Origin of the sequence: Propionibacterium cyclohexanicum (genome assembly GCF_900111365.1) — a bacterium.
GTDB classification, from domain to species: Bacteria; Actinomycetota; Actinomycetes; order Propionibacteriales; family Propionibacteriaceae; genus Propionibacterium; species Propionibacterium cyclohexanicum.
Map to the genome: position 1 here is coordinate 44,207 of NZ_FOGZ01000016.1, position 26,116 is coordinate 70,322.

25 protein-coding genes are annotated in these 26,116 nt (G+C 66.4%); 15 read left to right on the plus strand and 10 right to left on the minus strand.

Annotated elements, in window-relative coordinates; all coding sequences use genetic code 11:
* Positions 1-13: 13 nt before the first annotated feature.
* Positions 14-679 (minus strand): phosphate signaling complex protein PhoU, encoded by a 666-nt coding sequence (phoU, locus tag BMX93_RS08470; RefSeq protein ID WP_091970038.1) that lies wholly within the window; start codon positions 677-679, stop codon positions 14-16.
* A gap of 266 nt (positions 680-945) precedes the next feature.
* Here phoU and BMX93_RS08475 point away from each other — a divergent pair, with 266 nt between their 5' ends.
* From BMX93_RS08475 to BMX93_RS08500, 6 genes are all read left to right on the plus strand, one after another.
* Positions 946-2,145: a sensor histidine kinase gene (locus tag BMX93_RS08475; RefSeq protein WP_091970040.1), complete on the plus strand. Its 1,200-nt coding sequence runs from the start codon at positions 946-948 to the stop codon at positions 2,143-2,145.
* Positions 2,142-2,819 (plus strand): response regulator transcription factor, encoded by a 678-nt coding sequence (locus tag BMX93_RS08480; RefSeq protein WP_091970042.1) that lies wholly within the window; start codon positions 2,142-2,144, stop codon positions 2,817-2,819. The genes BMX93_RS08475 and BMX93_RS08480 overlap by 4 nt, the downstream gene beginning before the upstream one ends.
* A gap of 140 nt (positions 2,820-2,959) precedes the next feature.
* Complete coding sequence (locus BMX93_RS08485; RefSeq protein WP_091970044.1) at positions 2,960-3,445, plus strand: CarD family transcriptional regulator; 486 nt, start codon at positions 2,960-2,962, stop codon at positions 3,443-3,445.
* A 60-nt stretch (positions 3,446-3,505) separates the two neighbouring features.
* Positions 3,506-4,204, plus strand: coding sequence for a 2-C-methyl-D-erythritol 4-phosphate cytidylyltransferase (ispD, locus tag BMX93_RS08490; protein ID WP_218139281.1), 699 nt, complete (start codon positions 3,506-3,508; stop codon positions 4,202-4,204).
* Positions 4,204-4,686, plus strand: a complete 483-nt coding sequence (ispF, locus tag BMX93_RS08495; protein ID WP_091970049.1) for a 2-C-methyl-D-erythritol 2,4-cyclodiphosphate synthase — start codon at positions 4,204-4,206, stop codon at positions 4,684-4,686. The genes ispD and ispF overlap by 1 nt, the downstream gene beginning before the upstream one ends.
* 189 nt (positions 4,687-4,875) lie before the next feature.
* Positions 4,876-5,700, plus strand: a complete 825-nt coding sequence (locus BMX93_RS08500) for a Rossmann-fold NAD(P)-binding domain-containing protein (RefSeq protein ID WP_091970052.1) — start codon at positions 4,876-4,878, stop codon at positions 5,698-5,700.
* 9 nt (positions 5,701-5,709) lie between these two features.
* Here the strand turns inward: BMX93_RS08500 and BMX93_RS08505 are convergent, their stop codons facing one another.
* The 6 genes from BMX93_RS08505 to BMX93_RS08530 form a co-directional block, all read right to left on the minus strand.
* The gene (locus tag BMX93_RS08505) at positions 5,710-7,158 is read right to left on the minus strand and encodes a glycine hydroxymethyltransferase (protein WP_281245657.1); all 1,449 of its coding nucleotides are present in this window, start codon (positions 7,156-7,158) and stop codon (positions 5,710-5,712) included.
* Positions 7,159-7,300: 142 nt separating this feature from the next.
* The gene (locus BMX93_RS08510; RefSeq protein WP_177170141.1) at positions 7,301-8,086 is read right to left on the minus strand and encodes a class I SAM-dependent methyltransferase; all 786 of its coding nucleotides are present in this window, start codon (positions 8,084-8,086) and stop codon (positions 7,301-7,303) included.
* A 126-nt stretch (positions 8,087-8,212) separates the two neighbouring features.
* Entirely contained in the window at positions 8,213-9,208 is a 996-nt protein-coding gene (locus BMX93_RS08515) for an asparaginase (protein WP_091970059.1), read from the minus strand.
* 112 nt (positions 9,209-9,320) lie between these two features.
* Positions 9,321-10,229, minus strand: a complete 909-nt coding sequence (gene rlmB / locus BMX93_RS08520) for a 23S rRNA (guanosine(2251)-2'-O)-methyltransferase RlmB (RefSeq protein ID WP_091970061.1) — start codon at positions 10,227-10,229, stop codon at positions 9,321-9,323.
* Positions 10,226-11,635 carry a cysteine--tRNA ligase gene (gene cysS, locus BMX93_RS08525; RefSeq protein ID WP_091970063.1) on the minus strand — a complete coding sequence of 470 codons (1,410 nt, stop codon included), beginning with the start codon at positions 11,633-11,635 and terminating at the stop codon, positions 10,226-10,228. The genes rlmB and cysS overlap by 4 nt, the downstream gene beginning before the upstream one ends.
* Before the next feature lie 105 nt (positions 11,636-11,740).
* Positions 11,741-12,556, minus strand: a complete 816-nt coding sequence (locus BMX93_RS08530) for a FadR/GntR family transcriptional regulator (RefSeq protein ID WP_245725802.1) — start codon at positions 12,554-12,556, stop codon at positions 11,741-11,743.
* A 266-nt stretch (positions 12,557-12,822) separates the two neighbouring features.
* Here BMX93_RS08530 and BMX93_RS08535 point away from each other — a divergent pair, with 266 nt between their 5' ends.
* The 5 genes from BMX93_RS08535 (at position 12,823) to BMX93_RS08555 (ending at position 18,036) form a co-directional block, all read left to right on the plus strand.
* Positions 12,823-14,511, plus strand: coding sequence for an L-lactate permease (locus tag BMX93_RS08535; protein WP_091970066.1), 1,689 nt, complete (start codon positions 12,823-12,825; stop codon positions 14,509-14,511).
* Positions 14,512-14,554: 43 nt separating this feature from the next.
* A complete protein-coding gene (locus BMX93_RS08540; RefSeq protein ID WP_091970068.1) occupies positions 14,555-15,358 on the plus strand; it encodes a (Fe-S)-binding protein in 804 nt (267 codons plus the stop codon).
* Between the two features lie 2 nt (positions 15,359-15,360).
* Positions 15,361-16,899 carry a LutB/LldF family L-lactate oxidation iron-sulfur protein gene (locus BMX93_RS08545; protein ID WP_091970070.1) on the plus strand — a complete coding sequence of 513 codons (1,539 nt, stop codon included), beginning with the start codon at positions 15,361-15,363 and terminating at the stop codon, positions 16,897-16,899.
* 5 nt (positions 16,900-16,904) lie between these two features.
* The gene (locus tag BMX93_RS08550) at positions 16,905-17,561 is read left to right on the plus strand and encodes a LutC/YkgG family protein (protein ID WP_091970095.1); all 657 of its coding nucleotides are present in this window, start codon (positions 16,905-16,907) and stop codon (positions 17,559-17,561) included.
* A gap of 139 nt (positions 17,562-17,700) precedes the next feature.
* Positions 17,701-18,036: a hypothetical protein gene (locus tag BMX93_RS08555; RefSeq protein ID WP_091970072.1), complete on the plus strand. Its 336-nt coding sequence runs from the start codon at positions 17,701-17,703 to the stop codon at positions 18,034-18,036.
* Here BMX93_RS08555 and BMX93_RS08560 read toward each other — a convergent pair.
* From BMX93_RS08560 to BMX93_RS08570, 3 genes are all read right to left on the minus strand, one after another.
* Positions 18,033-19,418: a DUF4032 domain-containing protein gene (locus BMX93_RS08560; protein WP_091970074.1), complete on the minus strand. Its 1,386-nt coding sequence runs from the start codon at positions 19,416-19,418 to the stop codon at positions 18,033-18,035. The genes BMX93_RS08555 and BMX93_RS08560 overlap by 4 nt on opposite strands.
* A gap of 15 nt (positions 19,419-19,433) precedes the next feature.
* Positions 19,434-20,612: a cystathionine gamma-synthase gene (gene metB, locus BMX93_RS08565; protein ID WP_091970076.1), complete on the minus strand. Its 1,179-nt coding sequence runs from the start codon at positions 20,610-20,612 to the stop codon at positions 19,434-19,436.
* A 161-nt stretch (positions 20,613-20,773) separates the two neighbouring features.
* Positions 20,774-21,871, minus strand: coding sequence for an ABC transporter ATP-binding protein (locus BMX93_RS08570; RefSeq protein WP_091970078.1), 1,098 nt, complete (start codon positions 21,869-21,871; stop codon positions 20,774-20,776).
* Positions 21,872-22,239: 368 nt separating this feature from the next.
* On the opposite strand from BMX93_RS08570, the gene BMX93_RS08575 reads away from it, so the two are divergent.
* From BMX93_RS08575 to BMX93_RS08590, 4 genes are all read left to right on the plus strand, one after another.
* Positions 22,240-23,421, plus strand: a complete 1,182-nt coding sequence (locus tag BMX93_RS08575) for a M20 metallopeptidase family protein (RefSeq protein ID WP_091970097.1) — start codon at positions 22,240-22,242, stop codon at positions 23,419-23,421.
* Positions 23,422-23,669: 248 nt separating this feature from the next.
* The gene (locus tag BMX93_RS08580) at positions 23,670-24,476 is read left to right on the plus strand and encodes a gluconate 5-dehydrogenase (protein WP_091970080.1); all 807 of its coding nucleotides are present in this window, start codon (positions 23,670-23,672) and stop codon (positions 24,474-24,476) included.
* 181 nt (positions 24,477-24,657) lie between these two features.
* Positions 24,658-25,152, plus strand: a complete 495-nt coding sequence (locus BMX93_RS08585; protein WP_091970083.1) for a PTS sugar transporter subunit IIB — start codon at positions 24,658-24,660, stop codon at positions 25,150-25,152.
* A partial coding sequence (locus tag BMX93_RS08590) for a PTS mannose/fructose/sorbose/N-acetylgalactosamine transporter subunit IIC (RefSeq protein ID WP_091970085.1) occupies positions 25,153-26,116 on the plus strand: 964 nt, incomplete at its 3' end.

Genomic DNA, 26,116 nt, shown 5'->3' on the forward strand with positions numbered 1-26,116 from the left:
GCACCAGTGCGAATCAGGTGGTGGGCCAGTCCTCGCCCTCCGGGGAGTTCCCGGTGATGATGTAGATGATGCGGCGACCCATGGCTACTGCGTGGTCGGCGATCCGCTCGTAGTAGCGACCGAGGAGAGCCGCGTCGACGGCCGCCTCCACGCTGTCCTTCCAGTTCGGGGAGGCGAGCATCCGGAACTGCTCGTTGCGCAGGTTGTCCATCTCCTCGTCGTCCTCGGGAAGGGTGTGGGCCTCTTCGAGGTCGCGCTCGGCGAGCGTGCGCCCCGCCTTGCTGATCATCGCCTCGGCAACCACCGACATCCGGTGGAAGGTCGCCACCAGCACATCGGGCACCGCCTTCTCGGGGTACCGGCGCCGAGCGGTCTCGGCGATGTGCGCCGCCAGATCGCCGGTGCGTCCCAGATCCGCGATCACCTGCATCGCGGCGACGATGATCCGCAGCTCGCCCGCAACGGGGGCCTGGCGGGCCAACAGGGTGAAGCAACGGGTCTCCAGCTGATCGTGCATGGCGTCGATCCGCACATCGCCACTGATGACATGCTCTGCGGCCGCGAGATTGGCGTCCAGGAGGGCGGTGGTGGCATCGCGGACCGCCACCTGGACGGAATCAGACATGGTGACGAGCTGGTTGACGACCTCATCGAGTTCGGAGTGGTAATACTCGCGCATTACTCACCTTCCTGCAGGGGCGCCGAGGCGCCGTGCCGACGTGGACCGGTGTGTCCGGCGAGGCCCCGATCCGGGTCCGCGACAAGCCTCTCACAACATCTGCTGCGGCCGGCGATGGAGCCATCGGTCCATGACGCTAGTCGTTCGAGCATGTGCGACGCCCTCGATTGGGCGAAGAGAACGTGAACGGAGGATGAACCTTCCTTGTCGCATACTCCTGATATGACGGTTGAAGCCACCGGGGCGGCGGGCCGTAGAATTCTTGCGTGAGTCTCCTCGCCTCGGTGCTGCTCAGCTTCGGGCTCGGAGCCGTCGTCGGGGGCTCGATCGCCGGGGTCATTGCGTGGGGTCGATTCGCGCGCCTGAGGATGGCTCAGGAGCCGCCCGCCGTCGATCCCGAGGTGCCCACCGTCATCGACTCCTTGCGCCAGCCGGCCATGGTTGTCGGGCCCCATGACGAGGTGCTGCATTCGAGCATCCAGGCTCGCACCATCGGCTTGGCTCGTGGCACCCGGATCGGGATGGGCGAGGTTCTCGACGAGGTGCGCAGCGTGCGCCGTGAACAGCGCCCCACGATCCGCGAGGTGCAGGTGCGCAGCGCCGAGGGCAGTCCGGCTCGTCAGCTTCTCGTGAGAGTACGGCCGCTGGAACGCGGTGCCGTGCTCGTGGTCTCGGAGGATCACAGTGCGGTGGTTCGCGCCGATGAGTCCAAACGCGATCTGGTGGCCAATGTCAGCCATGAGCTGAAGACCCCGGTGGGGGCCCTCCAGGTGCTCGCCGAGACCGTTCAGGAGGCGGCGGACGATCCTGAGGCCGTGCGCCGCTTCGCGGCCCGGATGGCGATCGAGAGCCAGCGCCTCGGTGAGCTGGTCCGCCAGATCATCGAGCTGTCGCGGCTGCAGTCCGACGATCCGCTGCTGGAGGCCGAGGTCGTCGAGGTCGACGACATCGTCTCCGAGGCCGCCTCGCGCACCCGCGACGCTGCCCGCAGCCACCAGGTGGAGTTCGGCGTGGCCGGACAAACCGGTCTTCAGGTGGTCGGCGACGAAGGCCAATTGACCAATGCGCTGACCAATCTCATCCAGAACGCGGTGGCCTATTCTGACCCGGGTGCGCGGGTCTCGGTGACTACCTCGCGCGTGGCGGAGTCCGATGATCACTGGGTGGAAATAGCTGTCACCGACAATGGAATCGGTATCCGGCCGGAGGACCAGGAGCGCATTTTCGAGCGTTTCTACCGGGTTGACTATGCCAGGAGTCGTGAGAATGGTGGCACTGGTCTGGGGCTGTCGATTGTGAAACACATCGTGGCGGGCCACGGCGGCACGATCAGCGTGTGGAGCAGATTGGGGCGAGGGTCGACCTTCACCATTCGCCTTCCGGAGAACATCGATGCCGATGAAACGGGATTGCCATGGGATGTCGAATCGATTGGCATCGTCGATGAGAGGAGCCAGGCGAAGTGACGCGAGTCCTGATTATCGAGGATGAGGAATCCTATCGCGAGGCGACGGCATACATGCTTGCCCGGGAGGGTTTCGACGTATCCCAGGCGCCAGATGGCGAGAAGGGTCTGGCCGAGTACGAGCGCGACGGCGCAGACCTCGTCCTGCTCGACCTCATGCTGCCGGGGCTGCCGGGCACCGAGGTGTGCAAGGCGCTGCGCCAGCGCAGCGATGTGCCGATCATCATGGTGACCGCTCGCGATGCCGAGATCGACAAAGTTGTGGGCCTAGAGCTGGGCGCCGACGACTATGTCACCAAGCCGTTCAGCCATCGTGAGCTGGTGGCCCGTATTCGTGCGGTGTTGCGCCGCGGGCGCGACGAGGAATTGTTCCCGGACGTGGTCGAGAGCAGTAGCGTGCGGATGGACGTGGAACGCCACGAGGTGACCGTGCGCGGCAACCCGGTGCGGCTAGCCCTCAAGGAATTCGAACTGCTGGAATTGTTGTTGAGGAATGCTGGCAGGGTGATGACCAGGGGCCAGCTGATCGACCGTATCTGGGGTGCCGATTATGTTGGGGACACGAAAACCCTCGATGTCCATATCAAGCGGCTGCGAGCAAAGATCGAACAGGACCCCTCTCATCCGGTCCAGCTGGTCACGGTGCGCGGGCTTGGCTACAAGTTCGAAGGGTGATTGGCGGCTGGCAAGGGAAAACACCCGCACCGCTGGCGCCGGCGAGGGTGATCTCGCGGGTTTGCGGATAACTTCTCGAATTCTGCCGGGTCATCTCGGGCGCTGCTGTGGTAGAATCGATAAGGAGAGGGGTTGCACATATGACTTTTGCAGTCGGTGAGACGGTCGTTTACCCGAACCATGGGGCGGCTGTCATCGAAGAGATCGAGACCCGCAAGATCAAAGGTGAAGACAAGCTCTACTTCGTGCTCCGGATCATCGGCCAGAACGATTTGGTCGTGCGGGTTCCTGCCTGCAACCTCGATCTGGTGGGGGTTCGGGACGTGGTCGACGAGGCAGGTCTCGAGAAGGTTTTCACCGTGCTGCGCACCCCGCACGCGGAGGAGCCCACGAACTGGTCGCGTCGCTACAAGGCCAATCTCGAGAAGCTGCACTCGGGCAATGTGCTCAAGGTTGCCGAGGTCGTTCGCGATCTGTGGCGCCGTGAGAAGGACCGGGGACTATCGGCCGGCGAGAAGCGGATGCTCGCCAAGGCCCGTCAGATCCTCGTAAGCGAGCTCGCCTTGGCCGAGAAGGTCGAGGAGGATCGTGCCGAGGTCATGCTCGACGAGGTGCTGGCTTCCTGAGTCGCGGTCCTTGCGCCGCGTCCTCACCAGCGAGCTTCCTGACCTTTGATGAGCCAGGAGATGTCATCCCCGGAGCCGGTCGTTGCCATTGTGGCGGCGGCCGGCTCCGGTCTGCGCCTGGGCCGTTCTTCTGCCGGAGGCCCGGGTCCGAAGGCCCTGCGCACCCTGGCCGGCATCCCCTTGGTGCGGCGCAGCGTCGATCAACTCATCGCCGGAGGTGTCGGGCTGTGCGTCGTCGTGTGCCGCCGCGAGCATCGGGAGGCGATTGCCGCCAGCCTTGATGGCGCCCCCGCGCCCTGGTTGTTCGCGGAGGGGGGCCGGACCCGCCAGCGCTCAGTCGCCAATGGCCTGCAGATGCTGCCGGCGGGCACCCGCGTCGTGCTCGTGCATGATGCGGCCCGTCCGCTGGTACCGGCCGAGGTGGTGGCGCGCGTCATCGCTGCGGTGCGGGCCGGCGCGCCGGTCGTCGTCCCGGCCATCGGGGTCGCCGACAGCGTCCGCATCCTCACCCCCGCAGCGAGCCGCGTAGTGGATCGTTCCCAGCTGCGTGCCGTGCAGACCCCCCAGGGATTCGACGCCGAACTGCTTGTGCAGGCGCATCGCGATGCGCACCGCGATGACTACACCGATGATGCCGCAGTCTGCGAGGCGGCCGGCGCTCCGGTCCTTCTCGTCGAGGGCTCTGCCATGGCGATGAAGATCACCCAGCCCCTCGACTTCGCCATTGCGGAGACACTCATGGCGGGGGGCTTCTCGTGATGCGCACCGGGCTCGGGGTCGACGTGCACCGGCTCGCCGAGGGCGTGGCCATGCACTGCGCCGGGCTGTCCTTCCCGGACGAGCCGCGTGGCCTGGCCGGCCATTCGGACGGGGATGTCGCCGCGCACGCCATCTGCGATGCCCTGCTCAGTGCTGGTGGGCTGGGCGATCTCGGTTCGAACTTCGGAACCAGCGAGCCGGCCTGGGCCGGTGCCGATGGCATCGCATTCATCGCCGAGACGGTCCGTCGGCTGCGCGCGGCGGGGTGGTCGCCGGTCAATGTGAGCGTCCAGGTGATCGGCGAAAGGCCCCGGATGGCGGCCCGGAGGGCCGAGGCCGAGCAGGTGCTCGGAGAGGCGGTGGGCGCGCCGGTGAGCGTGAGCGCCACGACGACGGATGGCCTGGGCCTGACCGGCCGTGGCGAGGGTGTCGCCGCCATCGCCAGCTGCCTGATCGACGACCGGGGGACAGCGGTGCGCTGAGTCTCGCACCTGCCAGGGCGGTGCGGTGAGCCTCGCACCCGTCGGGGCGGTGCGGTGAGCCTCGCACCCGTCGGGCCGGGTGCGGTGAGCCTCGCACCTGCCTGGGCCGTGCGGTGGCTCGGCGGCGGGCACCATGGAGACAGTGATCGACGCGCCGCATGGTGGCGGCGGCACAGCGGAAGGGGCACCATGGGCGATCTCATCGACCTATCGGATTGGACGCGGGAGGATCTCACAGCGCTGTTCGCCAGCGCCGATGGCTACGCGCAGGGCCGGGCAGCCCGCCATGAGGGCGCGGTGGGATTCGTGGGCCTGGGCGGCGTGGAGGCGGTCGCCTTCGAGCGGGCGGCAGTGCTGCTGGGGCTTCAACCGATCCACTGCGGCCCGGCCATGGTTCACTCCACGCCCCTGGGACTCGTCGATTTCGCGACGCAGATCGCCGACTGGCTCGATGTCCTCGTCGTGTGCGAACCCGAGCAGGGCGACATCGAGCAGGCGGCAGCCGCGGTGGCGGTTCCGGTTGTGAACGCGGGATGTGCACAGGCCAGGCCGTGCGAGCTGCTCGGGGAGCTCCATGCGCTGCATCGGATGGGACGCGACCCGTTCACTCAGCGGATCGTCCTCGTCGGTCCGAACGGCCCCGCGGTGCGCAGCTGGGCGCAGGCAGCGAGGGCCTTCGGGCTTGACCTCGTGCAATCGTGCCCCGACGAACTCGCCGATCCGGGGCTGGTGCACGATCCCAATCTGTTTGCCGCGCTGCGCGGCGCGGACCTCGTGATCACGGTGGAGCCGGGGGAGTATGCGGAGCAGATGGCGCCCTATCGGGTGGAACCCGAATACCTCGTCGTAGGCGCTCCGGACTGCCGGGTCAGCCCCCAGGTGCCCTTCGAATGGGGTCGTGAGCTGGCGACCCAGCTGCGCGAGGATCCGCACAGCTGGGTGGGGCCGCATTTTCGCGCTCAGCTCGTCGCGCTGGACCAGGCCATCTTGGCCCGCAGTCTTGCGACGAGCTGAGCGCGGGGCTCACAGCTCCAGGCCCGGGTAGAGCGGGTTCGCGTCGAGCAGCTCATGGGCCTCGTCGTGAACGCGTGAGGTCAGCCCTTCGGCCATCTCGTACTTGGCCTTGCCAGGCTTGCCGTTCGATGCCGTGGCAGCCGTCGTGGCGTTCAGCGTCTCGCAGATCAAGTCGGCCACGCGGTCGAAAGCGTCGGCATCGAAGCCCCGGCTGGTCAGTGCCGGGGTGCCGAGCCGGATGCCCGAGGTGTACCAGGCGCCATTGGGGTCGCCCGGAATCGAATTGCGGTTGGTGACGATGCCGGCGTCCAGCAGGGCGGACTCGGCCTGGCGGCCGGTGAGCCCGAAGCTGGTGGCGACATCGACGAGCACGATGTGGTTGTCGGTGCCGCCGGTGACCAGGGTGGCCCCGCGGCGCAGGAAGCCCTCGGCCAGCGCCTTGGCGTTGCTGGCGATCGCGCGAGCATAGGCCTGGAAATCCGGCGTCTTGGCCTGGGCCAGCGCCACGGCCTTGGCGCTCATCATATTGGCCAGCGGGCCACCGAGCACCATAGGACAGCCCCGATCGACGTCGGCCGCGAACTCGTCGTCCACGAGCACCATGCCACCGCGAGGCCCGCGCAGCGATTTGTGCGTCGTGGTGGTGACCACCTGGGCGTTGCCCACCGGGTTCTCGTCTCCGGTGAACACCTTGCCTGCGACCAGTCCGGCGAAATGTGCCATGTCGACCATGAGGGTGGCGCCCACCTCGTCGGCGATCTCGCGCATCGTGGCGAAGTTCACCCGGCGTGGATAGGCGGAGTAGCCGGCCACGAGAATGAGCGGCTTGAACTCACGCACCTGGGCTCGCACCGCGTCGTAGTCGATGAAGCCCGTCGCCGGGTCGGTGCCATAGGAGCGCTGGTGGAACATCTTGCCCGAGATATTGGGACGGAAGCCGTGCGTGAGGTGGCCGCCGGCGTCGAGGCTCATGCCCATCAGCCGCTGGTCGCCCAGTCGATGGCGCAGCGTCTCCCAATCCTGTTCGGACAGGTCATTGGCGCTCTTGACGCCCAGCTCCTCCAGCGCGGGAAGCTCGATGCGGTGCGAGAGAATCGTCCAGTAGGCCACCAGATTGGCATCGATGCCCGAATGCGGCTGCACATAGGCATGCTGGGCGCCGAAGAGCTCCTCGGCATGGCGGGCCGCAGTGGCCTCGATGGTGTCCACATTGGCGCATCCGGCGTAGAAGCGGTGGCCGACAGTTCCCTCGGCGTATTTGTCGGAGAACCAGGTGCCCATTGCCAACAGGGTCGGCAGCGTTGCGTAATTCTCGGACGCGATGAGCTTGAGGGAGCCGCGCTGATCGGCGAGCTCTTTGCGGATCGCCTCCGCGACGGTCGGTTCGGCAGTCGCAATGACTTCGAGCATTGCCTGATAGGCGATGGTGGCCTTCGCCGTGACGTCGGTGGTGGGCAAGGGAACTCCTCTGGAAACGGGCAGGGAACGGCTCAAATCTAGCGTGGTGGCCTGTCTCCCATCGAGTGGACGGGCGCAGTGTGGACCGATGAGGCCGACCGGCGGGAGGCGGATCGCTGCCGGGCCGAGGGGTGCGACGGGCTCAGGCTGCCCGGCAGCGGTATGCCCGCACCCGCTGGGGCACGCTGAATTGCTGGCGTCCCGCGGTGTGCGGATCATTGCCGAGGAAGCGCAGGGCATTCTCGGACCAGCGCTCGCGCATTGCGGCGGTGGCGAGAATCCATGTCGAATGGGTGGCCAGCTCGGCGAGCAGCTGCGCCGGTGTCATCGTCCGAGACCAGCGGAACGACATCTCCTCCATCGGGCCGAAGCCGTGTCCGGGATGTTCAGGCTCCTGCGTGCGGATGAGTGGACGTGAACTCTCGCTGTCATCGCGATGGCCCGCGTACAAGGCAGCGATCCAGTCGACGCTGCGGTCCGGGCCGTTCCAGGAGAGCCCGAGGCGCCCGCCGGGCCGAAGCACCCGTGCCAGCTCCGCTCCGGTGCTGGCGGGATCCATCCACTGCCAGGCGGAGCCAACGACGACTGCGTCCACGCTGTCATCCGGCAGCGGTATCGACTCACCGGTGCCCACCAGGCAGGGCACGCCGGGGTGCTTGCGCGACAGCTCGGCGAGCATGGTGGCCGAGGGGTCGACGGCGCTGACCTGGCGGCCCAGCCGCAGCAGCGAGTCGGTGAGCTTCCCGGTGCCCGCCGCCAGATCGAGAACATGGTGGGCCTCGCCGACCATCCAGGCCGTTGCCTCATCGGGCTGGTCGGGACGGTATCGCTCGTAGTCGGCGCCGATCTGCTCAAAGGAGGCCGCGCGACGGGCACGTTCCGCGGCCTGTTGCGGGGTGTCGTGGCGGGAATCTGCATCGCACGTCATGGGCACAGTCTGGCAGCCCTTGCCATGAGCCGGCGGCCGCTGCGCCGCCTGGCTGGTGGGTGGCCCCCACATGCTGGCTGGTGGCGGCCCCCGCGGGCGATGAGCCGGCGCTCGGCTCGCGGGCGATCAGCCGGCGCTCAGCTCACCGGCGATGTCCACCGCCATCTGTGCTGCCAGCTCGGCGCCGCCCAGTCCCTGGCTCAGCAGGAAGATGACCTTGGCGTAGACCGCCTCGGCGGTCATGTCGCCGGCCGAGATCGCCCCGGCCCGGGCCAGGGCATCGCTGGCCTCGTAGTGGCCCAGCCGCACATTCGCCTGCAGGCACTGGGAGGCAATGACCACAGGCGTGCCGCTGTCGATCAGGGTGGTGAACAGCTCGGTGAAACCGGGCTGCTCACTGGGGAGATTGCCCACCCCATAGGCTCGCAGCACGACTGCTGCCGGTGCCGGGCGCAGGGCTGCCGCGAGCCGGGCCGTGCCGACACCCGGCGCCAGGTCGAGCACCACCACGTCCTGCGCACGGTAGGGCAGCGGATCAGGCCAGCCGGAGCCACGGGCCCGCGCAGCACCCCACTGCCAGGGAGCGCCGGTGAGCGCCAGCGGAGCGACAGCGGGGGAGTCGAAGCCACGAAAGGACCAGGAAGACACCTTCGTCGCGCGATTGCCTGACAGCAGGCGATCCCCGAAGAACAGGCTGACCCCCGGTGCCCGCCCACTCGTGGCGGCCTGCAGCGCCCCGAGCACATTCGTGGCGGCATCCGAGCCGATGACCCCGAGGGGGTACTGCGCGCCGGTGAGCACCACCGGTGCCGGGAATTCGGTCAGCGCGTAGCTCAGCGCCGACGACGTGTAGGCCATCGAATCGGTGCCCTGCAGCACGACGAAGGCATCTGCGAACTCGCGCCGGGCATGCAGCTCGTCGACGACCGCCTGCCAGTCGTCCGGCGTGGCATTCGAGGAGTCGATGAGATGGTCCCGCGCGCTGAAGAATGTGCATCCGGCCAGCTCAGTGCCGGCCAGCAGGGTGTGCAGCCAGCCCTCGACATCTGCGCCGGGCGCCAGCCCGTGCGGGCCCTCCACCATGCCAAGGGTGCCACCGGTGTAGACGATGTGAACGCGCATCCGTTTCCCTCCCCGCTGCCCCTGGCGCCTGCCCCAGCCAGCTCGGCCAGGCCGGTGAACCTGATCGACAGGTGGCGAGCGGCTCGCGGCGCTGTGGTCCCTGAGGCGGCTTTCAGCCGCGCGAGCGCGCCACCTCGTGCAGCGCAATCGCCGTTGCCACCGAGGCATTGAGGCTCTCGACGGTGTTCGTGATGGCGATGCGCACGAGGGTATCGCAGTGCTCACGCACCATCCGGCTGAGCCCCTCGCCCTCCGAGCCGACCACCAGCACGACGGGGCCGTCGGTGCCAAGGATCGCCTCATCGCCGTCGCCGGCCAGCCCGTTGATCGTGAAACCGGCCGCCGACAGCTTCTCCAGCGCCCGGTTGAGATTCGTCACCCGAGCCACCGGGATCCGCGCTGCCGCCCCGGCCGAGGCCTTCCAGGCGCTGGCGGTCAGGGAGGCGGAGCGGCGTTCGGGAATGACCACAGCGTCGGCGCCGAAGGCCGCCGATGAGCGGATGATGGCACCGAGATTGTGCGGGTCGGTGATCTGGTCGCAGACCACGATGAGCCCGTGATCGTCGTCGCGGGTCAGCGCCGAGGCCATCACCTCGTCGAGCTCGGCATAGTCGTACGGCGGGATCTGCAAGGCGACTCCCTGGTGCACCGCGCCCGAGGTGAGGGAGTCGAGTTCCTGGCGCGGCACCTGGAGCAGCGTCAGGGAGTGCTCTGCCGCGAACTTGAAGATCTCGCGCAGCCGGTCGTCGCGCTCGGAGCCCTCGGCAACGAAGGCTCGCCGCACCGGCAGCCCGGCCTGCATCGCCTCGAGCACGGGGTTGCGTCCCACGATCCAGTCCGCGCCGGCCCCCCTGCCAAGGCTCGAGGGCTTGGTCGCGCGGGTGGGCCGTCCGGCGGCGGGACGGGCGTCCTTGGGCTTGTAGGCCTTGTGGTAGCTGCGGTCCTCGGCCTTCGGGGTGGGTCCCCGCCCGGCCAGCTTGCGCCGCCCGTGCCCGCCTGTGCCCTTCGTGGGTCGCGTCATGAGTGGCTCACGCTCCATCGCGCGCCCCGCGGGGTGTCCTCGATGCGGACGCCGAGTGAGTTGAGGTGGTCGCGGATCCGGTCGGAGGCCGCGAAGTCCCTTCGCGCCCGGGCCTGCTCCCTCTCGGAGAGGACGAGCTCGATGAGCCCGTTGGTGACCTCGGGCGTGGTGCCGGCAGCCTGGTCGGCCCACTGGGGGTCATAGGGGTCGAGCCCCAGCACGTGCAGCATCGCCCGCACCTGCCTGAGGGCCAGCGCCCCGGACTGCTCGTCGGCAGCGTCGAAGGCCTTGTTGCCTGCCTTGATCGTGTCAAAGATCACCGCCACTGCGGAGGGCGTGCCCAGATCGTCGTCCATGGCCGTCACAAAGCCTTGCGGCAGATCGTCGAAATGGAAGTCGAGCGGCCCGGCCGCTTCGCCCCGCTCCAGAAAACTGTCGATGCGCTCCAGCTGGGCGGTGGCCTCGGCCAGCGAGGTGGGTGAGTACTCGATCGTGGAGCGGTAATGGGGCTGTGCCAGGTAGAGCCGCACTGCCCGCGGCGGGTACTGGCGGGTGACCTCGGTGACGATGGTGCCATTGCCCAGGGACTTGCTCATCTTCTCCCCGGCCATCGTGACGAAGGCATTGTGCATCCAGTACTTCGCGAAGCCATAGCCGGCAGCGCGGCTCTGGGCCTGCTCGTTCTCGTGGTGGGGGAAGCGCAGATCCATGCCGCCGCCATGGATGTCGAAGCGTTCGCCCAGATACTTCAAGCTCATCGCCGAGCATTCCAGATGCCAGCCGGGACGCCCCCGGCCCCACGGGCTGGGCCAGCTTGCGGTCGGCGGCTCGTCCGGCTTGCTGCCCTTCCACAGGGCGAAATCGCGCGGGTCGTGCTTGCCGCGCGGGTCGGCGTCCTCGGCAGTCACCATGTCGTCGATGTCCTGGTGCGACAAGGAGCCGTACTCCGGCCAGCTGCGCACGTCGAAGTAGACGTCACCCGAGCCGTCGGGAGCCACATAGGCGTGTCCGCGTTCGATGAGCCTCACGGTGAGCTCGATCATCTCGGTGATATGGCCGGTGGCGCGGGGCTCGTAGTTGGGGGGCAGGCAGCCCAGTGCCGCGTAGGCGCGGTGCAATTCGAGTTCCACCTGGTAGGCGAGCTCGTACCAGGCCATCCCCGCCTGCTCGGCCTTCTGCCAGATCTTCTCGTTGATGTCGGTGACATTCGCCACCACCTTGACGCGGTAACCGCTGGCGGTCAGCCAGCGTCGCAGGACGTCGAAGACCACCTCTTTGCGGATGTGGCCCAGATGCGGAGAGCTCTGCACGGTGAGTCCACAGTGGTAGATCGACACCTGTCCCGGGACGAGGGGGATGAAAGGCACGACTGAGCCTGTGGATTCGTCGTAGAGCTGGAATGACACGCCGTCAGTCTATATAGGACTGGCCCGGCGACGGCGGTCCTGGCAGGGTGCGGGCTGGCCCGCCGCCCGCGCATCACGTGGTCTGTCCGGCACCCGGTGTTCGGTTCACACAGGTGTTGTGAGATGAGCTCGCTGTCCGAGGTATTCGGCGGAGCCGGCTCTGGCGCTGGGCAGCAGGATGTCGTAGGCGTGGCGGATGTGGGCCTCGGCGAGCTGTCCCGCCAGGGCCCCGTCGCCGCGCTCGATGGCATCGAAGATGGCCCGGTGCTCGCGCACCAGGCCCTCGCGGAAGGTGGGCCAGTCGTCCAACTGCTGTTCGGCGAGCCGGATCGGGCGGGCAAGGGTGTGGCGGATCGCCGTGCAGATCATCGTGAGCATGTGGTTGCCGCTCGCCTCGACCAGGGCCACGTGGAAGGCGGTGTCCAGGCCGTTGAAGTCCTCGGTGCCGATGTGCGTCTCCATGCGTTCCAGCAGCACCTTGGCCCGGGTCAGGGCGCTGCACGGCACATGATTCACCGCATCCTCGCAGGCCGCCTTTTCCAGCACCACGCGGGTCTCGGTGAGATCCGGCACGGTCGTGGAGTCCAGGGCCAGATGCAGCCGCAGCATCCGCGCCAGGGCGTCGCCGGGAGTCACGCGGATCCGGGTGCCATTGCCGGGCCCGGTGCCCGACACCACGATGCCCTGGGCCTGCAGGACGCGGATCGCCTCGCGCACCGCACCGCGGCCGACCGACAGTGTGGCCGCCAGCTCGCGTTCGGTGGGCAATTGCATGCCCGAGACGTATTCGCCCGACTGGATCGCCGACTCGATGTGGTGCAGGGCGACGTCGAACCCGGACATTCCCTTGGCCCGCATGATCGCGCAATCCTGGCATCTCTCGATGGTCTCGGGATCGGTGATGGAGTCTGTCGCCCGCATGAAGTCATTGTCGCCGACGCGTCAAGGGTGACAAGGACGAGGCTGACAGGGCTGCGTTGCCCCGGGTCGGGGCCACGCTGAGGGCTCACAGGTCGAGGCACCGTGGCGGCTCACGGCGTTGCCCGACCCGGGTCCGTGGCAGGGCCCCTAGTCGCAGCGGGAAGCGGCTTGACCTCCTCAATTGGTCAGACCTATTGTTCACATGCTATGACGTCTCAGTGCTGAGACGCCCGAAGTCACGTCTTCAACGCTGAAAAGGGGGTCCAGTGGTTCTTCTGCAAGCCTTCGTGCCGAACACCAACCCGTTGGGCCACCAGTGGCTCTCCGCTCTGGTCGCTCTCATTCCCATCGTCTGCATGCTCGTCACACTCGGCGCACTGCGCTGGAAGGCCTACTGGGCAGGACTCGCCTCGTGGGCCCTCGCGGTCGTCGTCGCCATCGTCTTCTTCTCGATGCCGGTGACCATGGTGCTGTCCACCAGTGTCCAGGGCTTCCTCTACGGTCTGCTGCCCATCGGCTGGATCCTGCTCGCCGCCATCTGGATGTACCAGGTGACCGTCATCTCGGGGCGCTTCGACGACTTGCGCCGCACCTTCTTCCTCATCAGCGATGACCCGCGAGTGCTGGGCATCCTCATTGCCTTCTGCTTCGGCGGCCTGCTCGAGGCCTTGGCAGGTTTCGGGGCGCCGGTCGCCATTGCGGCTGCCATGCTCATCGCCATCGGCTTCGGAAAGCTGCGTGCCGCCGTGACGGCGCTGGTCGCCAATACCGTCCCGGTCGCCTTCGGGGCGGTCGGGCTGCCGGTGGCCCAGGCGGCAAAGGTGGCAGGTATCCCGGTCACCGATGTCGCGCCTGTCACGGCCAGGATCTGCGCGATCCTGTGCCTTGTCGTGCCCTTCCTCATGCTCGGCATCATGGACGGCAAGAAGGGCATCAGGCAGTGCTGGCCCTTCGGCCTGTTCGTCGGCTTCGTCTTCGGTGCAGTCAAGTGGATCGTGGCCGGCACCTCGCTCTACAGCCTCACCGAGGTCTTCGCCGCGGTGATCAGCGTGGCCCTGGGCATGCTCTTCCTGCGCTTCTGGAAGCCGAAGGGTGGGCGCGAGGCGGCCGAGCGCATCGGCATCGCCATGGACGAGAGCATCGAGACCGAGCCCGTCCGGCGTCAGGAGATCGTCGTCAGCGATCTCAACGCATCCCGGATCGTCATGGCGCTCCTGCCCTATCTGCTCGTCATCGTGATCTTCGCCCTGGCCGCCCTGCCGGGAATCAAGTCGCTGCTGGCCGGCGGCGATGTCAAGATGCACTGGCCTCTGCTGTCCGAACTGCGCAACTCGGCGGGTGGAGCATCCTCGCACGTCACCTACACCTGGCCGTGGCTGTCGACGCCCGGCTTCCTGCTGGCCATCGTGGCCATCCTCGTAGGCATCATCTACCGCGTCCCGGCCGGGAAGCTCTTCGGTGAGCTGTGGGTGACGCTGAAGAAGATGAGGTTCTCCTTCGTCACCATCGGGCTCGTCGTGGCACTGGCCTATGTGATGGGCGACTCGGGCCAGACGCTCGCGCTCGGCCTGTGGATCGCCGGTGCCGGTGCGGTCTATCCCTTCCTCGCGCCGGTGCTGGGCTGGATCGGCACCTATGTGACCGGCTCCGACACCTCGGCGAACATCCTGTTCTCCGGCTTGCAGGTCGGGGTGGCCGAGCACATCAATGCCACCACGACTCTGGGTGCCGTCGGCATGAAGGGTCTGCTCGTCGGGTCCGGTGCGGCCGGCGGTGTGGTCGGCAAGATGATCTCGCCCCAGTCCCTCACCGTCGCAGCTACGGCGATCGGCCTCGTCGGTGGCGAGTCGGTGATCTTGCGCAAGGTCTTCAAGTACTCGGTCCTGCTGCTCGTCCTCATGTGCATCCTGGCCGGCCTGATGTCCACCCCGGTACTCAGCTGGCTGCTGCCGTGACCCTCACCTGTCCATCTCGTCCGATTCAAACGGAGGTTCCCGAATGACCACCACGATCAATGCGCCGAGCGAGGCGGGGCGAGCCACAGCAGGCGGCTTGCCGGGCACTGGCCTCGACGTCGCCGTGTTCATCACCTGTATCAACGATGTGATGTTCCCTCAGACCGGTATCGCGGTCACCAAGTTGCTGGAGAGGCTGGGCTGCCGGGTCCACTTCCCCAAGGAACAGACCTGCTGTGCGCAGATCACCACCAACACCGGCTACTTCGACGAGTCGATGAACATGGTGCGCTCCTATGTGAAGGGCTTCGGCGACTACGACTATGTCGTATCGCCCTCGGGTTCGTGCACCGCGGCCGTGCGCGACCAGCACCCGATGCTGGCCCAGCGGCTGGGCGACGCGGGCCTGCAGCGCGATGTGGCCCATACCAGCAAGATCACCTACGATCTGCCGGAGTTCTTGGTCGACGTGCTCGGCGTCACCGATGTCGGTGCCTACTTCCCGCACCGGGTCACCTACCATCCGAGCTGCCACGGCCTGCGGTTGATCAAGCTCGGCCAGCGTCCCTACGACCTGCTGAAGAACGTTCGCGGCATGACTCTGGTCGATCTGCCGGCGGCCGAGCAGTGCTGCGGATTCGGCGGCACGTTCTGCGTCAAGAACTACGACATGTCGGCGACTATGGCCGGCGACAAGGCCCGCCACGTTCGGGAGACCGGAGCTGAGTACGTCGTCGGTGGCGACAACTCCTGTCTGCTCAACATCGGAGGTGTCCTGGCTCGCGAGAACTCCGGGGTGAAGGCCATCCACCTCGCAGAGGTTCTCGCCAATACGGAGGAGGACTGATCATGAGCACCCAGCTGCGTCGTATCAGCGAGGGCAACTACGGAGTGGCACGCCTCACTCCTGCCCCGGAACACCCGGGCACCTTCCTGGGGATGCCCAAGTTCACCAAGGCCGTCAAGGATGAGCTGAAACTGCCCGTCCAGCGCAAGAACATGCGCAATGCCATGACGACCATCCGCACCAAGCGCGCCACCCGGGTGGCCGAGTCGCCCGACTGGGAGGATCTGCGCCAGGCCGCCTTCGAGATCAAGAACCGCGTCGAACGTCATCTCGACCACTACCTGCTGCAGGCCGAGAAGAGCCTCACCGAACGCGGCGTCCAGGTGCACTGGGCCCGCGACGGCGCCGAGGCGAACCAGATCGTCGCCGAGATCGCCAAGTCGAAGGGGGTCGACGAGGTCGTCAAGATCAAGTCGATCACCACCCAGGAGACCGATCTCAACGAATATCTCGAAGAGCAGGGCATCGCTGCCTGGGAGACCGATCTGGCCGAACTCATCGTGCAGCTGGGCCATGACCGTCCGAGCCATATCGTGGTTCCCGCCATCCACCGCAATCGTGCCGAGGTGCGCGAGATCTTCCTGCGCGAGATGAAGAACTATGGCCGGCCGTGCCCCGAGGACGTCTCGTCCAACCCGCCCGATCTCGCCGACGCAGCTCGCCTGCACCTGCGCGAGAAGTTCCTGCGCGCCAAGGTCGCGGTCTCGGGCGCCAACTTCATCCTCGCCGACACCGGCTCGCTGGTGATCGTCGAGTCCGAGGGCAACGGCCGGATGTGCCTCACGCTGCCCGACACGCTGATCTCCATTGTCGGCATCGAGAAGCTGCTTCCCACCTACGACGATCTCGAGGTCTTCCTCAAGCTGCTGCCCCGTTCGGCAACCGGCGAGCGGATGAACCCCTACAACTCGGTGTGGAGCGGCGTCACCCCCGGCGACGGTCCCCAGGAACAGCACGTCATCCTCATGGACAATGGCCGCACCAATGTGCTGGCCGATCCCGTCGGGCGCGAGGTGTTGCGCTGCATCCGCTGCGCCAGCTGCATCAATGTGTGCCCCGTCTACGAGCGGGCCGGTGGCCATGCCTACGGATCGGTCTATCCCGGCCCGATCGGCATCACTCTCACCCCACAGCTGCGCGGAATGCAGGACCCGGTGGACCGTGCGATGCCTTACGCGTGTTCGCTGTGCGGCGCGTGCAACGAGGTCTGCCCGGTGAAGATCCCGTTCACCGACATCATCATCCACGTCCGCAACAAGGTGGTCTCGGCCGAGAAGGCGGATCGCTTCCCCAAAGACCCCGAGGTCCTCGGCGAGATGGCGCTCATGAAGACCGCCGCCTGGGTGCTCGGTGACTACAAGCACTTCGAGTCGATCATGTACGGGTCGAGGGGTGTGGGACGGGTGCTTCATCACAAGGCGATCGGCCCGCTGCCAGTTCCGGTTGCCGAGCGCTGGCTCAAGTACCGCGATGTCCAGGCGCCGCCCACCCAGACATTCCGTGACTGGTGGAAGCAGAACCGTACTGAGAGCGAAAGGTGAGCGAGATGGACGCGAAGCAGGAGGTACTCGCCCGCATCCGGCAGGCCACCACGGACATCACGGAGAAGGATCCTCTCGTCGACACCCCGGTCACCTGGACCTATGGCGGCGGGATCGAGATGGACGATGTGGTGGGCACCTTCCAGGAGAAGGTCGAGGATTACCAGGCCACTGTCGTGCGTGCTGCGCACGCGGACCTGCCCACGGCGGTGGTCGATGGGCTCAAGGCCACTGGTGCCGCCGAGTCCGTGGTGGTCCCGGTCGGCCTCGACAAGGACTGGGTGAAGGCCATCGAGTCCGCGGGGCTCACCGTTCACGTCGATGATCCCCAGTTGAGCAATGCGCAGCTGGACAAGACCGACGCGGTCGTTACGGCGGCAGCGGTCGGGGTGGCCGACACCGGCACGATCGTTCTCGACCACGAGGACGACCAGGGGCGGCGTGCGCTGTCCCTCGTGCCCGACCGTCACGTCTGCGTGATCCGTACCGACCAGATCGTCTCCGACGTTCCCGAGGCCGTGCAGCGGGTCAAGCAGGCGGTTCACGCCGGGCGCCCGCTCACCTGGATCAGCGGTGGATCGGCCACCAGCGATATCGAGCTGTCCCGCGTTGACGGCGTCCACGGTCCCCGCAAGCTCTATGTGATCATCGCCGAGGACTGAGCGGGCGACGCTCCCTGCGCCACACAGAGGGTGCGCCACCCGGCCCGCTGGGTGGATCGGCAGCGGCATCATGAGCGGCCACGGCGCGTCCTCGCGTCGTGGCCGCTAGCCTTGTCAGCGGAGAGTCAGGAGGGCTTCGATGGCAGAGATCCGCAAGCACACGCCGCGCAGCACTGCGATCGGCGATCAGGTGAGAGCCGCGATCGGCGGTGTGCCCCGTCCCAACCAGCCCGGCGGAAAGCCCGTCGCCCCCGATCCCTTCTACGAGGAGACGCGCGGTTCTGAGGCCAGCTCCCAGACAATGTCTGCCCGATCCGGCGCCGCAGCGCAGTTCGGTGGCTTCACGCTGCGCGTCGACGAGCGCCCCGGGCTCGTGCCGCTGGGTCCTCACGAGATTGCCGCCTTGTCCAGGCTGGTCCGCGACGAATCGTCTGCGGAGCCCGGCCGCCCGGTGGGCGAGGAGGCGGGCAGCTAGCCCTTCTTGGCGCGCAATGCGTCGATGTCGAAGTGGTCGAGCGAGGAGATGTCGACGTCCTGCGCGGCCTCCTCCCAGGGATCATGCACCGCAGGCTCCTCCTCGTCGGTGGCGAATCCCATCGACGGATCATAGGGATTCGCCAGTTGGCGGGTGTCCCCGTTCTGCACCTGGACCAGAGCGGCCCTGCTCATCACCTCGTCGGGCAGATTGCGCAGCACGTCCTTGATGTATCCCCGCATGGCCTCGGTGAGCGGCACTTCGCGCTTCTCGCGCTGGGACATGTACCAGCGGTAGTCGAGCACTTCGTGGTAGACCTGCGCGGGGTCGCGCTTGTCCGCAAGATCCGCAGGGACCATGTTCACCACCGGCTCGAAGCACTCGGTCAGCCACTCGTGGGCCACCACGGCCTCGTCGACATGCTGCTGATTGGTGCGCGCCCGGTAGGTGTCCAGATCATTGAGCAGTCTGCGGGCCTGGTTCTCCTCGGTGTCCAGCCCGGTGAGGCGCATGAGCCGTCGCGAGTGGTGCCCGGCGTCGACCACCTTGGGCTGGATCGTGATCCGCTGACCATCCGGGCTGGTCTGGATGTCCAGCTCGGCGATGTCGAAGCCCAGTGCGTTGAGCCGGCGCACCCGGCTCTCGATGCGGTACAGCTCCGATCCGGAGAACTCCTCGATACCCGTGAGCTCCTTCCACAGCTCCTGGTAGCGAGCCTCGATGGTGTCCACGAGATTCAGCGGATCGAGAGATTCGTCGAGCAGCCCGCCGGCCTCCAGGTCGCAGAAGTCCCCGAATATGTTGATCCGGGCGATGCCGAGGTCGTGGGCGCGCTGGCCGTCGGAGAGCCGGTCGTGCAGCTCGCCGGTTTCGGCGTCCACGAGATAGGCGGCGAAGGAACCGGCATCGCGCCGGAACAGGATATTGGACAGTGAGACGTCGCCCCACATGAAGCCCAACAGATGCAGGCGTGCGAGCAGGACCACCATGGCGTCGAGCAGGCGGATCACCGTGTCATGGCGCACCCCTGGACTGAACAGCGAGCGGTAGGGCAGCGAGAAATCGAGGTGCTTGGTCAGCAGGATGGAATCGAGTGGTTCTCCGGCGTCGTCCACCCGGCCACTGACCACGGCGACGGGCTCGACGGCCGGGGTGTGCAGTCGCATGAGGTCGTGCAGCAGGCGATACTCACGCAGCGCCAGCTCCTGGTTGACCTCCTTGGCCGCGAACACCCCGTCGCCCACCGTGATGAAACGCACCACGTGGCGCGAAATACCTCGAGGCAGGGCGACCAGGTGTTCGGCCGGCCATTGTGACAGCGGGGTGCTCCACGGCAGGGGGATCAGTCTGGCGTCTGGCTTGGCAGACAGGAAACGCGGCACGTCAACAGTCTGCCATCACGCAGCGCGAGCTGCCCGGTCGAGAGCAGCGGTGAGGTCGGCCAGCAGGTCGTCCACCGGCTCGATGCCCACGCTGAGGCGCAGCAGATCATCGGACAGCCCCGCCGCCGCCCGGGCCTGGGGCGTCATGCCGGCGTGTGTCATGGTCGCGGGGTGGGCGAGGAGCGATTCGGTGCCCCCCAGGGACTCCGCGAGGTCGATGCAGCGAAGCCCGTCGATGAAGCGCCGGACCGCATCGATCCCGCCGGTGAGCTCGAAGCTCAGGAGTGACCCGAAACCGGACTGTTGGCGGGCCGCCAGCTCGTGCTGGGGGTGCTCGGTCAGGCCCGGATAGTGGACGGCTCGCACCGCCGGATGCTTGACGAGCAGGTCGACGACCGCCGCCGTGTTTGCCTGGTGCACGCGTATCCGCGCGTCAATGGTGCGCAGTCCGCGCAGCGTGAGCCAGGAGTCCCAGGCTCCTGCGGTCAGGCCCAGGGCATTGGCCCAATGGCCGATGAGCTCGACGTGCTCCGCACTGGAGGCAATGACGGCGCCGCCCACCACATCGGAGTGGCCGTTGATGAACTTCGTCGTGGAATGCACCACGACGTCGGCTCCCAGGTCAAGGGGGTTTTGCAGCAGGGGTGAGCAGAAGGTGTTGTCGGCCACAACGATGGCACCTGCCTGGTGCGCCAGCTCACTGACGGCTGCGATGTCGGTGATGTGCATCAAAGGGTTCGAGGGTGTCTCGATGAACACGATCTCGGCGGGCTTCTCCAGGGCTCGGCGGGCCTGGTCGGGATCGGAGAGGTCGACGAAGTCGACAACGAGCCGTTCCTTGCTCGCGAGGTGGTCGAGGAGGCGCCACGTGCCGCCGTAGCAGTCGAGGGGCGCGACGATGCGCCCGCGGGGTCCCAGGAGAGCCTCGACTGTGGCGGTGATGGCCCCCAGGCCAGAGCCCGTGACCACTGCGCCAGCTCCGTGCTCGAGCTGCGCCAGCGTGCGCGACAGCATCGTGCGGGTGGGATTGGCCGATCGGGAGTAGTCGAAGCCGGGGCGTTCGTCGATCGAGGCGAAGCGGTAATTCGTGCTCGGATAGAGCGGGGGTACCACCGAGCCGTACTGGGTGTCCGAGTCGAGTCCGGCTCGGACCGCGTTGGTGAGGGCACTCGGCTCGTCGCGGTGTTCGTGCATCAATCCTCCTGTGAGATCATCGGCCACGGGCTCGCCCGGTCTCGCGCCCAGTCAGTATCACCCGGTGGCTGTGCGAGCTGGTGGGCAGAAAAACAGCTGGGCCCTGCGGTGGCAGGACCCAGCTGAGGTTAGTGCACTCGGCGCCGTGCGGCGGACGCCGATCAGGAGATGCGCAGCGAGCTGATCTTGTCGAAGACGTGCAGGTTCGCCGGATCGACATGCAGGCGGATGGTGTCCCCGCGCTGCGGGGGCGTCCGTGTGGTGACACGGGCCACGACCTGCTGCACCTCGTCGCCGAGAGTGGCGGGATCCTGGTTGCCCAGGGTGCCGTACAGATAGGAGTCCGCACCGGTCTCCTCAACCGCACTGATCTTCATCGCGATGCCCTCGCCGGTCGGCGAGACCTCGAAGCTCTCGGGCCGGATGCCCACCACGAGATCGGCGCTCTGGGCCCGGTCGAGTACCTCGCGGGCCACAGGCACGACATGGTCGGTGACCCGAACCCCGCCGTCGACAATCGTGCCCGGCATGAGGTTCATGGCCGGGGAGCCGATGAAGCCGGCCACGAAGATGTTCTTCGGCGTGTCGTAGAGGGCAAGCGGGCGGTCGACCTGCTGCAGGACGCCATCCTTCATGACGGCGACGCGATCGCCCATCGTCATTGCTTCGACCTGGTCGTGCGTGACGTAGACGGTCGTGACGCCCAGACGGGTCTGCAGCGCAGCGATCTGGGTACGGGTCTGGACACGTAGCTTGGCGTCCAGATTGGACAGCGGTTCGTCCATGAGGAAGACCTGCGGGTCACGGACGATGGCGCGGCCCATGGCCACGCGCTGGCGCTGGCCGCCGGAGAGATTCTTCGGCTTGCGTGCGAGCAGGTCCTCCAGGCCGAGCAGCTTGGCGGCTTCGAGGACGCGCTTCTCGCGCTCGTCCTTGTTCACGCCCTTCATCTTGAGGGCGAAACCCATGTTGTCCGCGACGGTCATGTGCGGGTACAGGGCGTAATTCTGGAAGACCATCGCGATGTCGCGATCCTTCGGGGGGAGGTCCGTGACATCGCGGTCACCGATCCACACCGAGCCGGAGTTGATTTCTTCGAGCCCGGCCAGCATGCGCAGCGAGGTGGACTTGCCGCATCCGGACGGTCCGACGAGAACCATGAATTCGCCATCGCCGATTTCGAGGTTGAGCTTGTCGACAGCGGCATGATCGGCACCCGGGTAGACGCGGGTGGCTTCCTTATAGGTAACTGTGGCCATGTGAGTCAGCCAATCCTTTCCACGGGCAGGAACGTGCCCGACGATCCGTAGTAGAACGGGACGAATGACGCCTTCGTCCGTGACCAAGCATGACACAACTGCGCGTCGGTGTCCCCTCCCGGGTGCGAATCAGTGGAGACACCAGGCGACTCAGTCGTGTGATGTCGAGCGACCCGAGATCGGGAGCTGGCCGGGCGCGAGGCTGCAGGGTGCCGGAGTGCACAAGACGTTGCTGGGTGCTGGGGTGCACAATCGGGGAAGGACACCGCCCCTGGGATGGGCACGTCCTCACACCCGCAGCTGCCCGCTCGGCCCGCGCACGACAGCGGCGATGGGGCAGCAGCGCGATGAAGGGGCAGGGTGAGCAGATGAGCATCGACCAGATGGCGATCCACGAGCAGATCGAGCAGATCGCTCCCCAGATCGTCGCTGACCGGCGGCATCTGCATGCCCATCCCGAACTCAGCCTCGAGGAGTACCAGACGGCGGCGTTCATCGCCGCGCGGCTCGACGAGCTGTCCATCGCGCACCGCTCGATCGGGCGCACTGGGGTGCTCGGCACGCTGCCGGGGCGTGCGAAGGGTCCTCGGATCATGCTGCGGGCAGACATCGATGCGCTTCCGCTGCGCGATGGGTGCGGCGCACCGTGGGCGAACACCGCAAGTGAGGTGAATCACGCCTGCGGGCACGACGGGCACATCGCCGCGCTGCTCGGTGCAGCGGCGGTTCTGGTGCAGCACCGCGACGACTTCGACGGCGTCATCGAGTTCGCGTTCCAGCCGGCCGAGGAGATCGGTGCTGGAGCCATCCTCTTCGAGCGGGCCAAGGAACTGGAGGGCCTCGACCAGGTCTTCGGCCTGCATCTGGTGTCCGGGCTGCCGGCCGGCACGGTCGACTCCACCGCGGGTGCTCAGTGGGCCAGTGTCGACAAGTTCACCATCGATGTCACGGGTCGCGGCGGGCACGTTGCCCAGCCCCAGCTCTCCCAGGACGCGCTCGTCACCGCCGCAAGTATCGTCGTCGAATTGCAGCAGGTGGTGGCCCGGGAGCTCGACCCCTTCCAGCCCGCCGTGGTGGGCATCGGTGTGCTGCGCTGTGGCGAGAACTACAACATCATCGCGAGTTCCGCCCACATCGAGGGCACTGTGCGCGCCTTCGACGAGGCGGTGAGAGCTCAGCTGCTCGCGGCGCTGGAGCGCATTGCCCGGGGCGTCGGAGAGGCTCATCGCACGAGAGTGGTATTCTCCACGCGGCCCTATACCGATGCCTTGAGCAATGACCCGGGGGCCGCTGCGCTCGCAGCACAGGTGGCGGCCCGGGTGCCGGGGGTCGACCACGTCGTCACCGACGGGGTGGCCAATGCCACGGGCGATGACTTCGCGGTGTTCCTCCATCACGCTCCGGGCGTCTATCTGCGAGTCGGCAGCGGCGGCACCCCATCGACGTCAGTGCCGCACCACAGCTATGGCTTTGCGCTCAACGAGGCAGCATTGCCCATTGCCGCCGAGCTCCATGTGAGCTACGCCCTGAGCTGGTTCGGCACCCGCTGAGCGCTCGCCGATCCTCGGCCGCACCCGGAAAGCCTCGGTGCCCCTGGGCCCGAGCTGCCCCCCCATCGGTCCGTAGGGGGCGGGCGCTGTGACCTGGGTGTGGTGCCCGATCGGGGCGGCTGCGACCGTGGTCGTTCATTCTTCGGTGGCCTCCCTGGTTGCGTGACCATAGTTCCTGCTATGCTCGCCGCGTACTTCAGTGACGAATGTCCTCATTCCAAATGAGAATGAGGGGGAAGCGGTCGGCGATGACTGAGTTCTCGAAAGAGGCCTTTGACCTGACAGGCAGCGTGGCGCTCGTGACGGGCGCCTCGCATGGGATCGGCTTTGCGATCGCCAGCGCCTACGCGGCGGCGGGCGCCAAGGTCGTCTTCAACGCTCACTCTCAGGAGGGGGTTGATCGGGGACTGGCGGCATACGCCGAGCGGGGCATTGATGTGCACGGCTATGTCAGCGACGTGACCGATGAGGATGCGGTGAACGAACTCGTCGCGAAGGTGGGCGAGGACGTCGGTCCGATCGACATCCTCGTGAACAACGCGGGCATCATCAAGCGGATCCCGATGCTCGACATGTCGGTTGCGGACTTCCGGGAGGTGGTCGACGTCGATCTCGCGGGGCCGTTCATCGTCTCGAAGGCGGTGCTGCCAAGCATGATCGAGCGGGGTCACGGCAAGATCATCAACGTCTGCTCGATGATGAGTGAGCTCGGTCGTGAGACCATCGCCGGCTACGCGGCAGCCAAGGGCGGCCTGAAGATGCTCACTCGCAACATCTGCGCCGAGTTCGGATCGGCGAACATCCAGTGCAACGGCATCGGGCCCGGCTACATCGCCACCCCGCAGACTGCGCCGCTGCGTGAGCGCCGGCCCGACGGCAGCCGCCATCCCTTCGACGAGTTCATCGTGGCACGTACCCCGGCAGCCCGCTGGGGAACAGTCGAGGATCTCCAGGGTCCGGCAGTGTTCCTGGCCTCGCATGCCTCCGACTTCGTCAACGGGCACGTGCTCTATGTCGACGGCGGGATCCTGGCCTATATCGGCAAGCAGCCGTGACCATCGCGCAGCGACGACCTGCTGCGCGAATTCTGGAGGAACAATTTCACAAATCAGGTGTGACTGATCGGCGGTGCGGGCCTCGTGGCGCCTTTCATGATCCGGATGCACAACGAAGAAACCGGAAGCTGACGGGCGCGCATTTTTTTGCGCCTCTTGTCTCTAGGGTAAGGAAATATACATGATCTCGATGGTGAGAATCGATGATCGACTTGTACACGGTCAAGTGGCCGTCATGTGGAGCAAAGCACTCAATATCAACAGGATCCTGGTGGTCAGCGACGAGATCGCCAAAAACGAGATCCAGATCAGCGCGCTGATGATGGCCGCCCCAGGCAATGCGAAGGTCTCGGTGCGCTCGCTGGACAAGGCAGTCGGCATCCTCAAGGATCCGCGCGCAGCGGGTCTCAGGATCCTCGTGATCACGAATGATCCCAAGTATGTCCTGGGCCTGGCCAAGGCGCTGGATGACAAGTTCGTGCTAAATGTCGCGAACTACGGCCGCATCAATGGCTCTGTGAGCGACAAGCTGAAGATCTCTGACTCGGTATATCTGACCGAAGCCGATCGGCAGGTTTTCGAAGAGATCTCCGCAGAGGGAATTGAGATCATCCATCAGCCGCTCCCGGACGATCCAAAATTGGAGTTCACCAAGCTGATGGGGAAGGTGAAGTAAGTGTTTCTCGATGCGTTAATTGTTGGACTGGTGACAAGTTTCGCCAAGTTCATTGACTGGTGGGGACTGACGAACCAGCTGGCCCGCCCGATCTTCATTGTTCCGGTCCTGGGTCTTTGTCTTGGACATCCCACCCAGGGAATTATTCTTGGAGCCTCGCTCGAGTTGATCTTCCTCGGGAATGTCTCGCTCGGCGGCGTGATGCCGTCCGACATCACGTTGGGCGCGATCTTCGGTGCAGCGTTCGCAATGATCTCGGGGGCCGACACCGCCACCAGCATTGCCATTGCGGTGCCCGTCTCGTTGCTGGGCACCTTGCTCTTCAACCTGATGGAGATGGTCATCTCCGCCTTGGTGCCGGTATTCGAAGGATTCATTCACAAGAAGAATTTCCGAGCCTACAACAGGCTCTATTGGGCTCAGTTCGCTGGCTACCAATTTGCGTGGTTCCTGCTCGGATTCATCACGATCCTCGCGGGCGCGCAGGCAATCACACGTTTCGTCCAATGGCTTCCGGACTGGCTGCAGTCATCCATGACAGTCGCCTCGACGATGCTCCCCGCAGTCGGCCTCGCGCTGCTGCTCAAAATGCTGTGGCAGCGGTCCTTGGCACCTTACTTCTTCCTCGGCTTCGGCTTGGGTGCATTCTTCCTCTATGACAAGGTGAGTTCCGGAACCGCCGCCAGCGATGGCAAGGTGACGGTAGTGGGCGTTCCGACCAACATGATGTCGCTCATCACCATCGCCTTCTTCGGGTTCGTTATCGCGGCATTGGTTGTGATGAGTGAACTCAAGTCGGCCAAAGATAAGCAAAATGCGAGCCGGGCGGCAGTGGCCACGTCGGCGGGAACCAGCGATGGAGAGGATTTCTGGCTCTTCATAGATGAGGGTGTAGGGCATGTCGCGCGGTCGGGTGGCGCGTCGGTGTGGGGGGAGGGGTCGAGGTCTTCCGAGGATGGAGGTT

Excerpts from the sequence above, each read along its gene's own strand:
- BMX93_RS08485 (WP_091970044.1), top strand. The coding sequence starts at position 2,960 with ATGACTTTTGCAGTCGGTGAGACGGTCGTTTACCCGAACCATGGGGCG.
- BMX93_RS08510 (WP_177170141.1), bottom strand. The coding sequence starts at position 8,086 with ATGACGTGCGATGCAGATTCCCGCCACGACACCCCGCAACAGGCCGCG.
- rlmB (WP_091970061.1), bottom strand. The coding sequence starts at position 10,229 with ATGACGCGACCCACGAAGGGCACAGGCGGGCACGGGCGGCGCAAGCTG.
- BMX93_RS08580 (WP_091970080.1), top strand. The coding sequence starts at position 23,670 with ATGACTGAGTTCTCGAAAGAGGCCTTTGACCTGACAGGCAGCGTGGCG.
- metB (WP_091970076.1), bottom strand. The coding sequence starts at position 20,612 with ATGCACGAACACCGCGACGAGCCGAGTGCCCTCACCAACGCGGTCCGA.
- BMX93_RS08555 (WP_091970072.1), top strand. The coding sequence starts at position 17,701 with ATGGCAGAGATCCGCAAGCACACGCCGCGCAGCACTGCGATCGGCGAT.
- ispF (WP_091970049.1), top strand. The coding sequence starts at position 4,204 with ATGCGCACCGGGCTCGGGGTCGACGTGCACCGGCTCGCCGAGGGCGTG.
- BMX93_RS08570 (WP_091970078.1), bottom strand. The coding sequence starts at position 21,871 with ATGGCCACAGTTACCTATAAGGAAGCCACCCGCGTCTACCCGGGTGCC.
- BMX93_RS08515 (WP_091970059.1), bottom strand. The coding sequence starts at position 9,208 with ATGCGCGTTCACATCGTCTACACCGGTGGCACCCTTGGCATGGTGGAG.
- BMX93_RS08530 (WP_245725802.1), bottom strand. The coding sequence starts at position 12,556 with ATGCGGGCGACAGACTCCATCACCGATCCCGAGACCATCGAGAGATGC.
- BMX93_RS08540 (WP_091970068.1), top strand. The coding sequence starts at position 14,555 with ATGACCACCACGATCAATGCGCCGAGCGAGGCGGGGCGAGCCACAGCA.
- BMX93_RS08545 (WP_091970070.1), top strand. The coding sequence starts at position 15,361 with ATGAGCACCCAGCTGCGTCGTATCAGCGAGGGCAACTACGGAGTGGCA.
- ispD (WP_218139281.1), top strand. The coding sequence starts at position 3,506 with ATGTCATCCCCGGAGCCGGTCGTTGCCATTGTGGCGGCGGCCGGCTCC.
- BMX93_RS08550 (WP_091970095.1), top strand. The coding sequence starts at position 16,905 with ATGGACGCGAAGCAGGAGGTACTCGCCCGCATCCGGCAGGCCACCACG.
- phoU (WP_091970038.1), bottom strand. The coding sequence starts at position 679 with ATGCGCGAGTATTACCACTCCGAACTCGATGAGGTCGTCAACCAGCTC.
- BMX93_RS08585 (WP_091970083.1), top strand. The coding sequence starts at position 24,658 with ATGATCTCGATGGTGAGAATCGATGATCGACTTGTACACGGTCAAGTG.
- BMX93_RS08575 (WP_091970097.1), top strand. The coding sequence starts at position 22,240 with ATGAGCATCGACCAGATGGCGATCCACGAGCAGATCGAGCAGATCGCT.
- BMX93_RS08500 (WP_091970052.1), top strand. The coding sequence starts at position 4,876 with ATGGGCGATCTCATCGACCTATCGGATTGGACGCGGGAGGATCTCACA.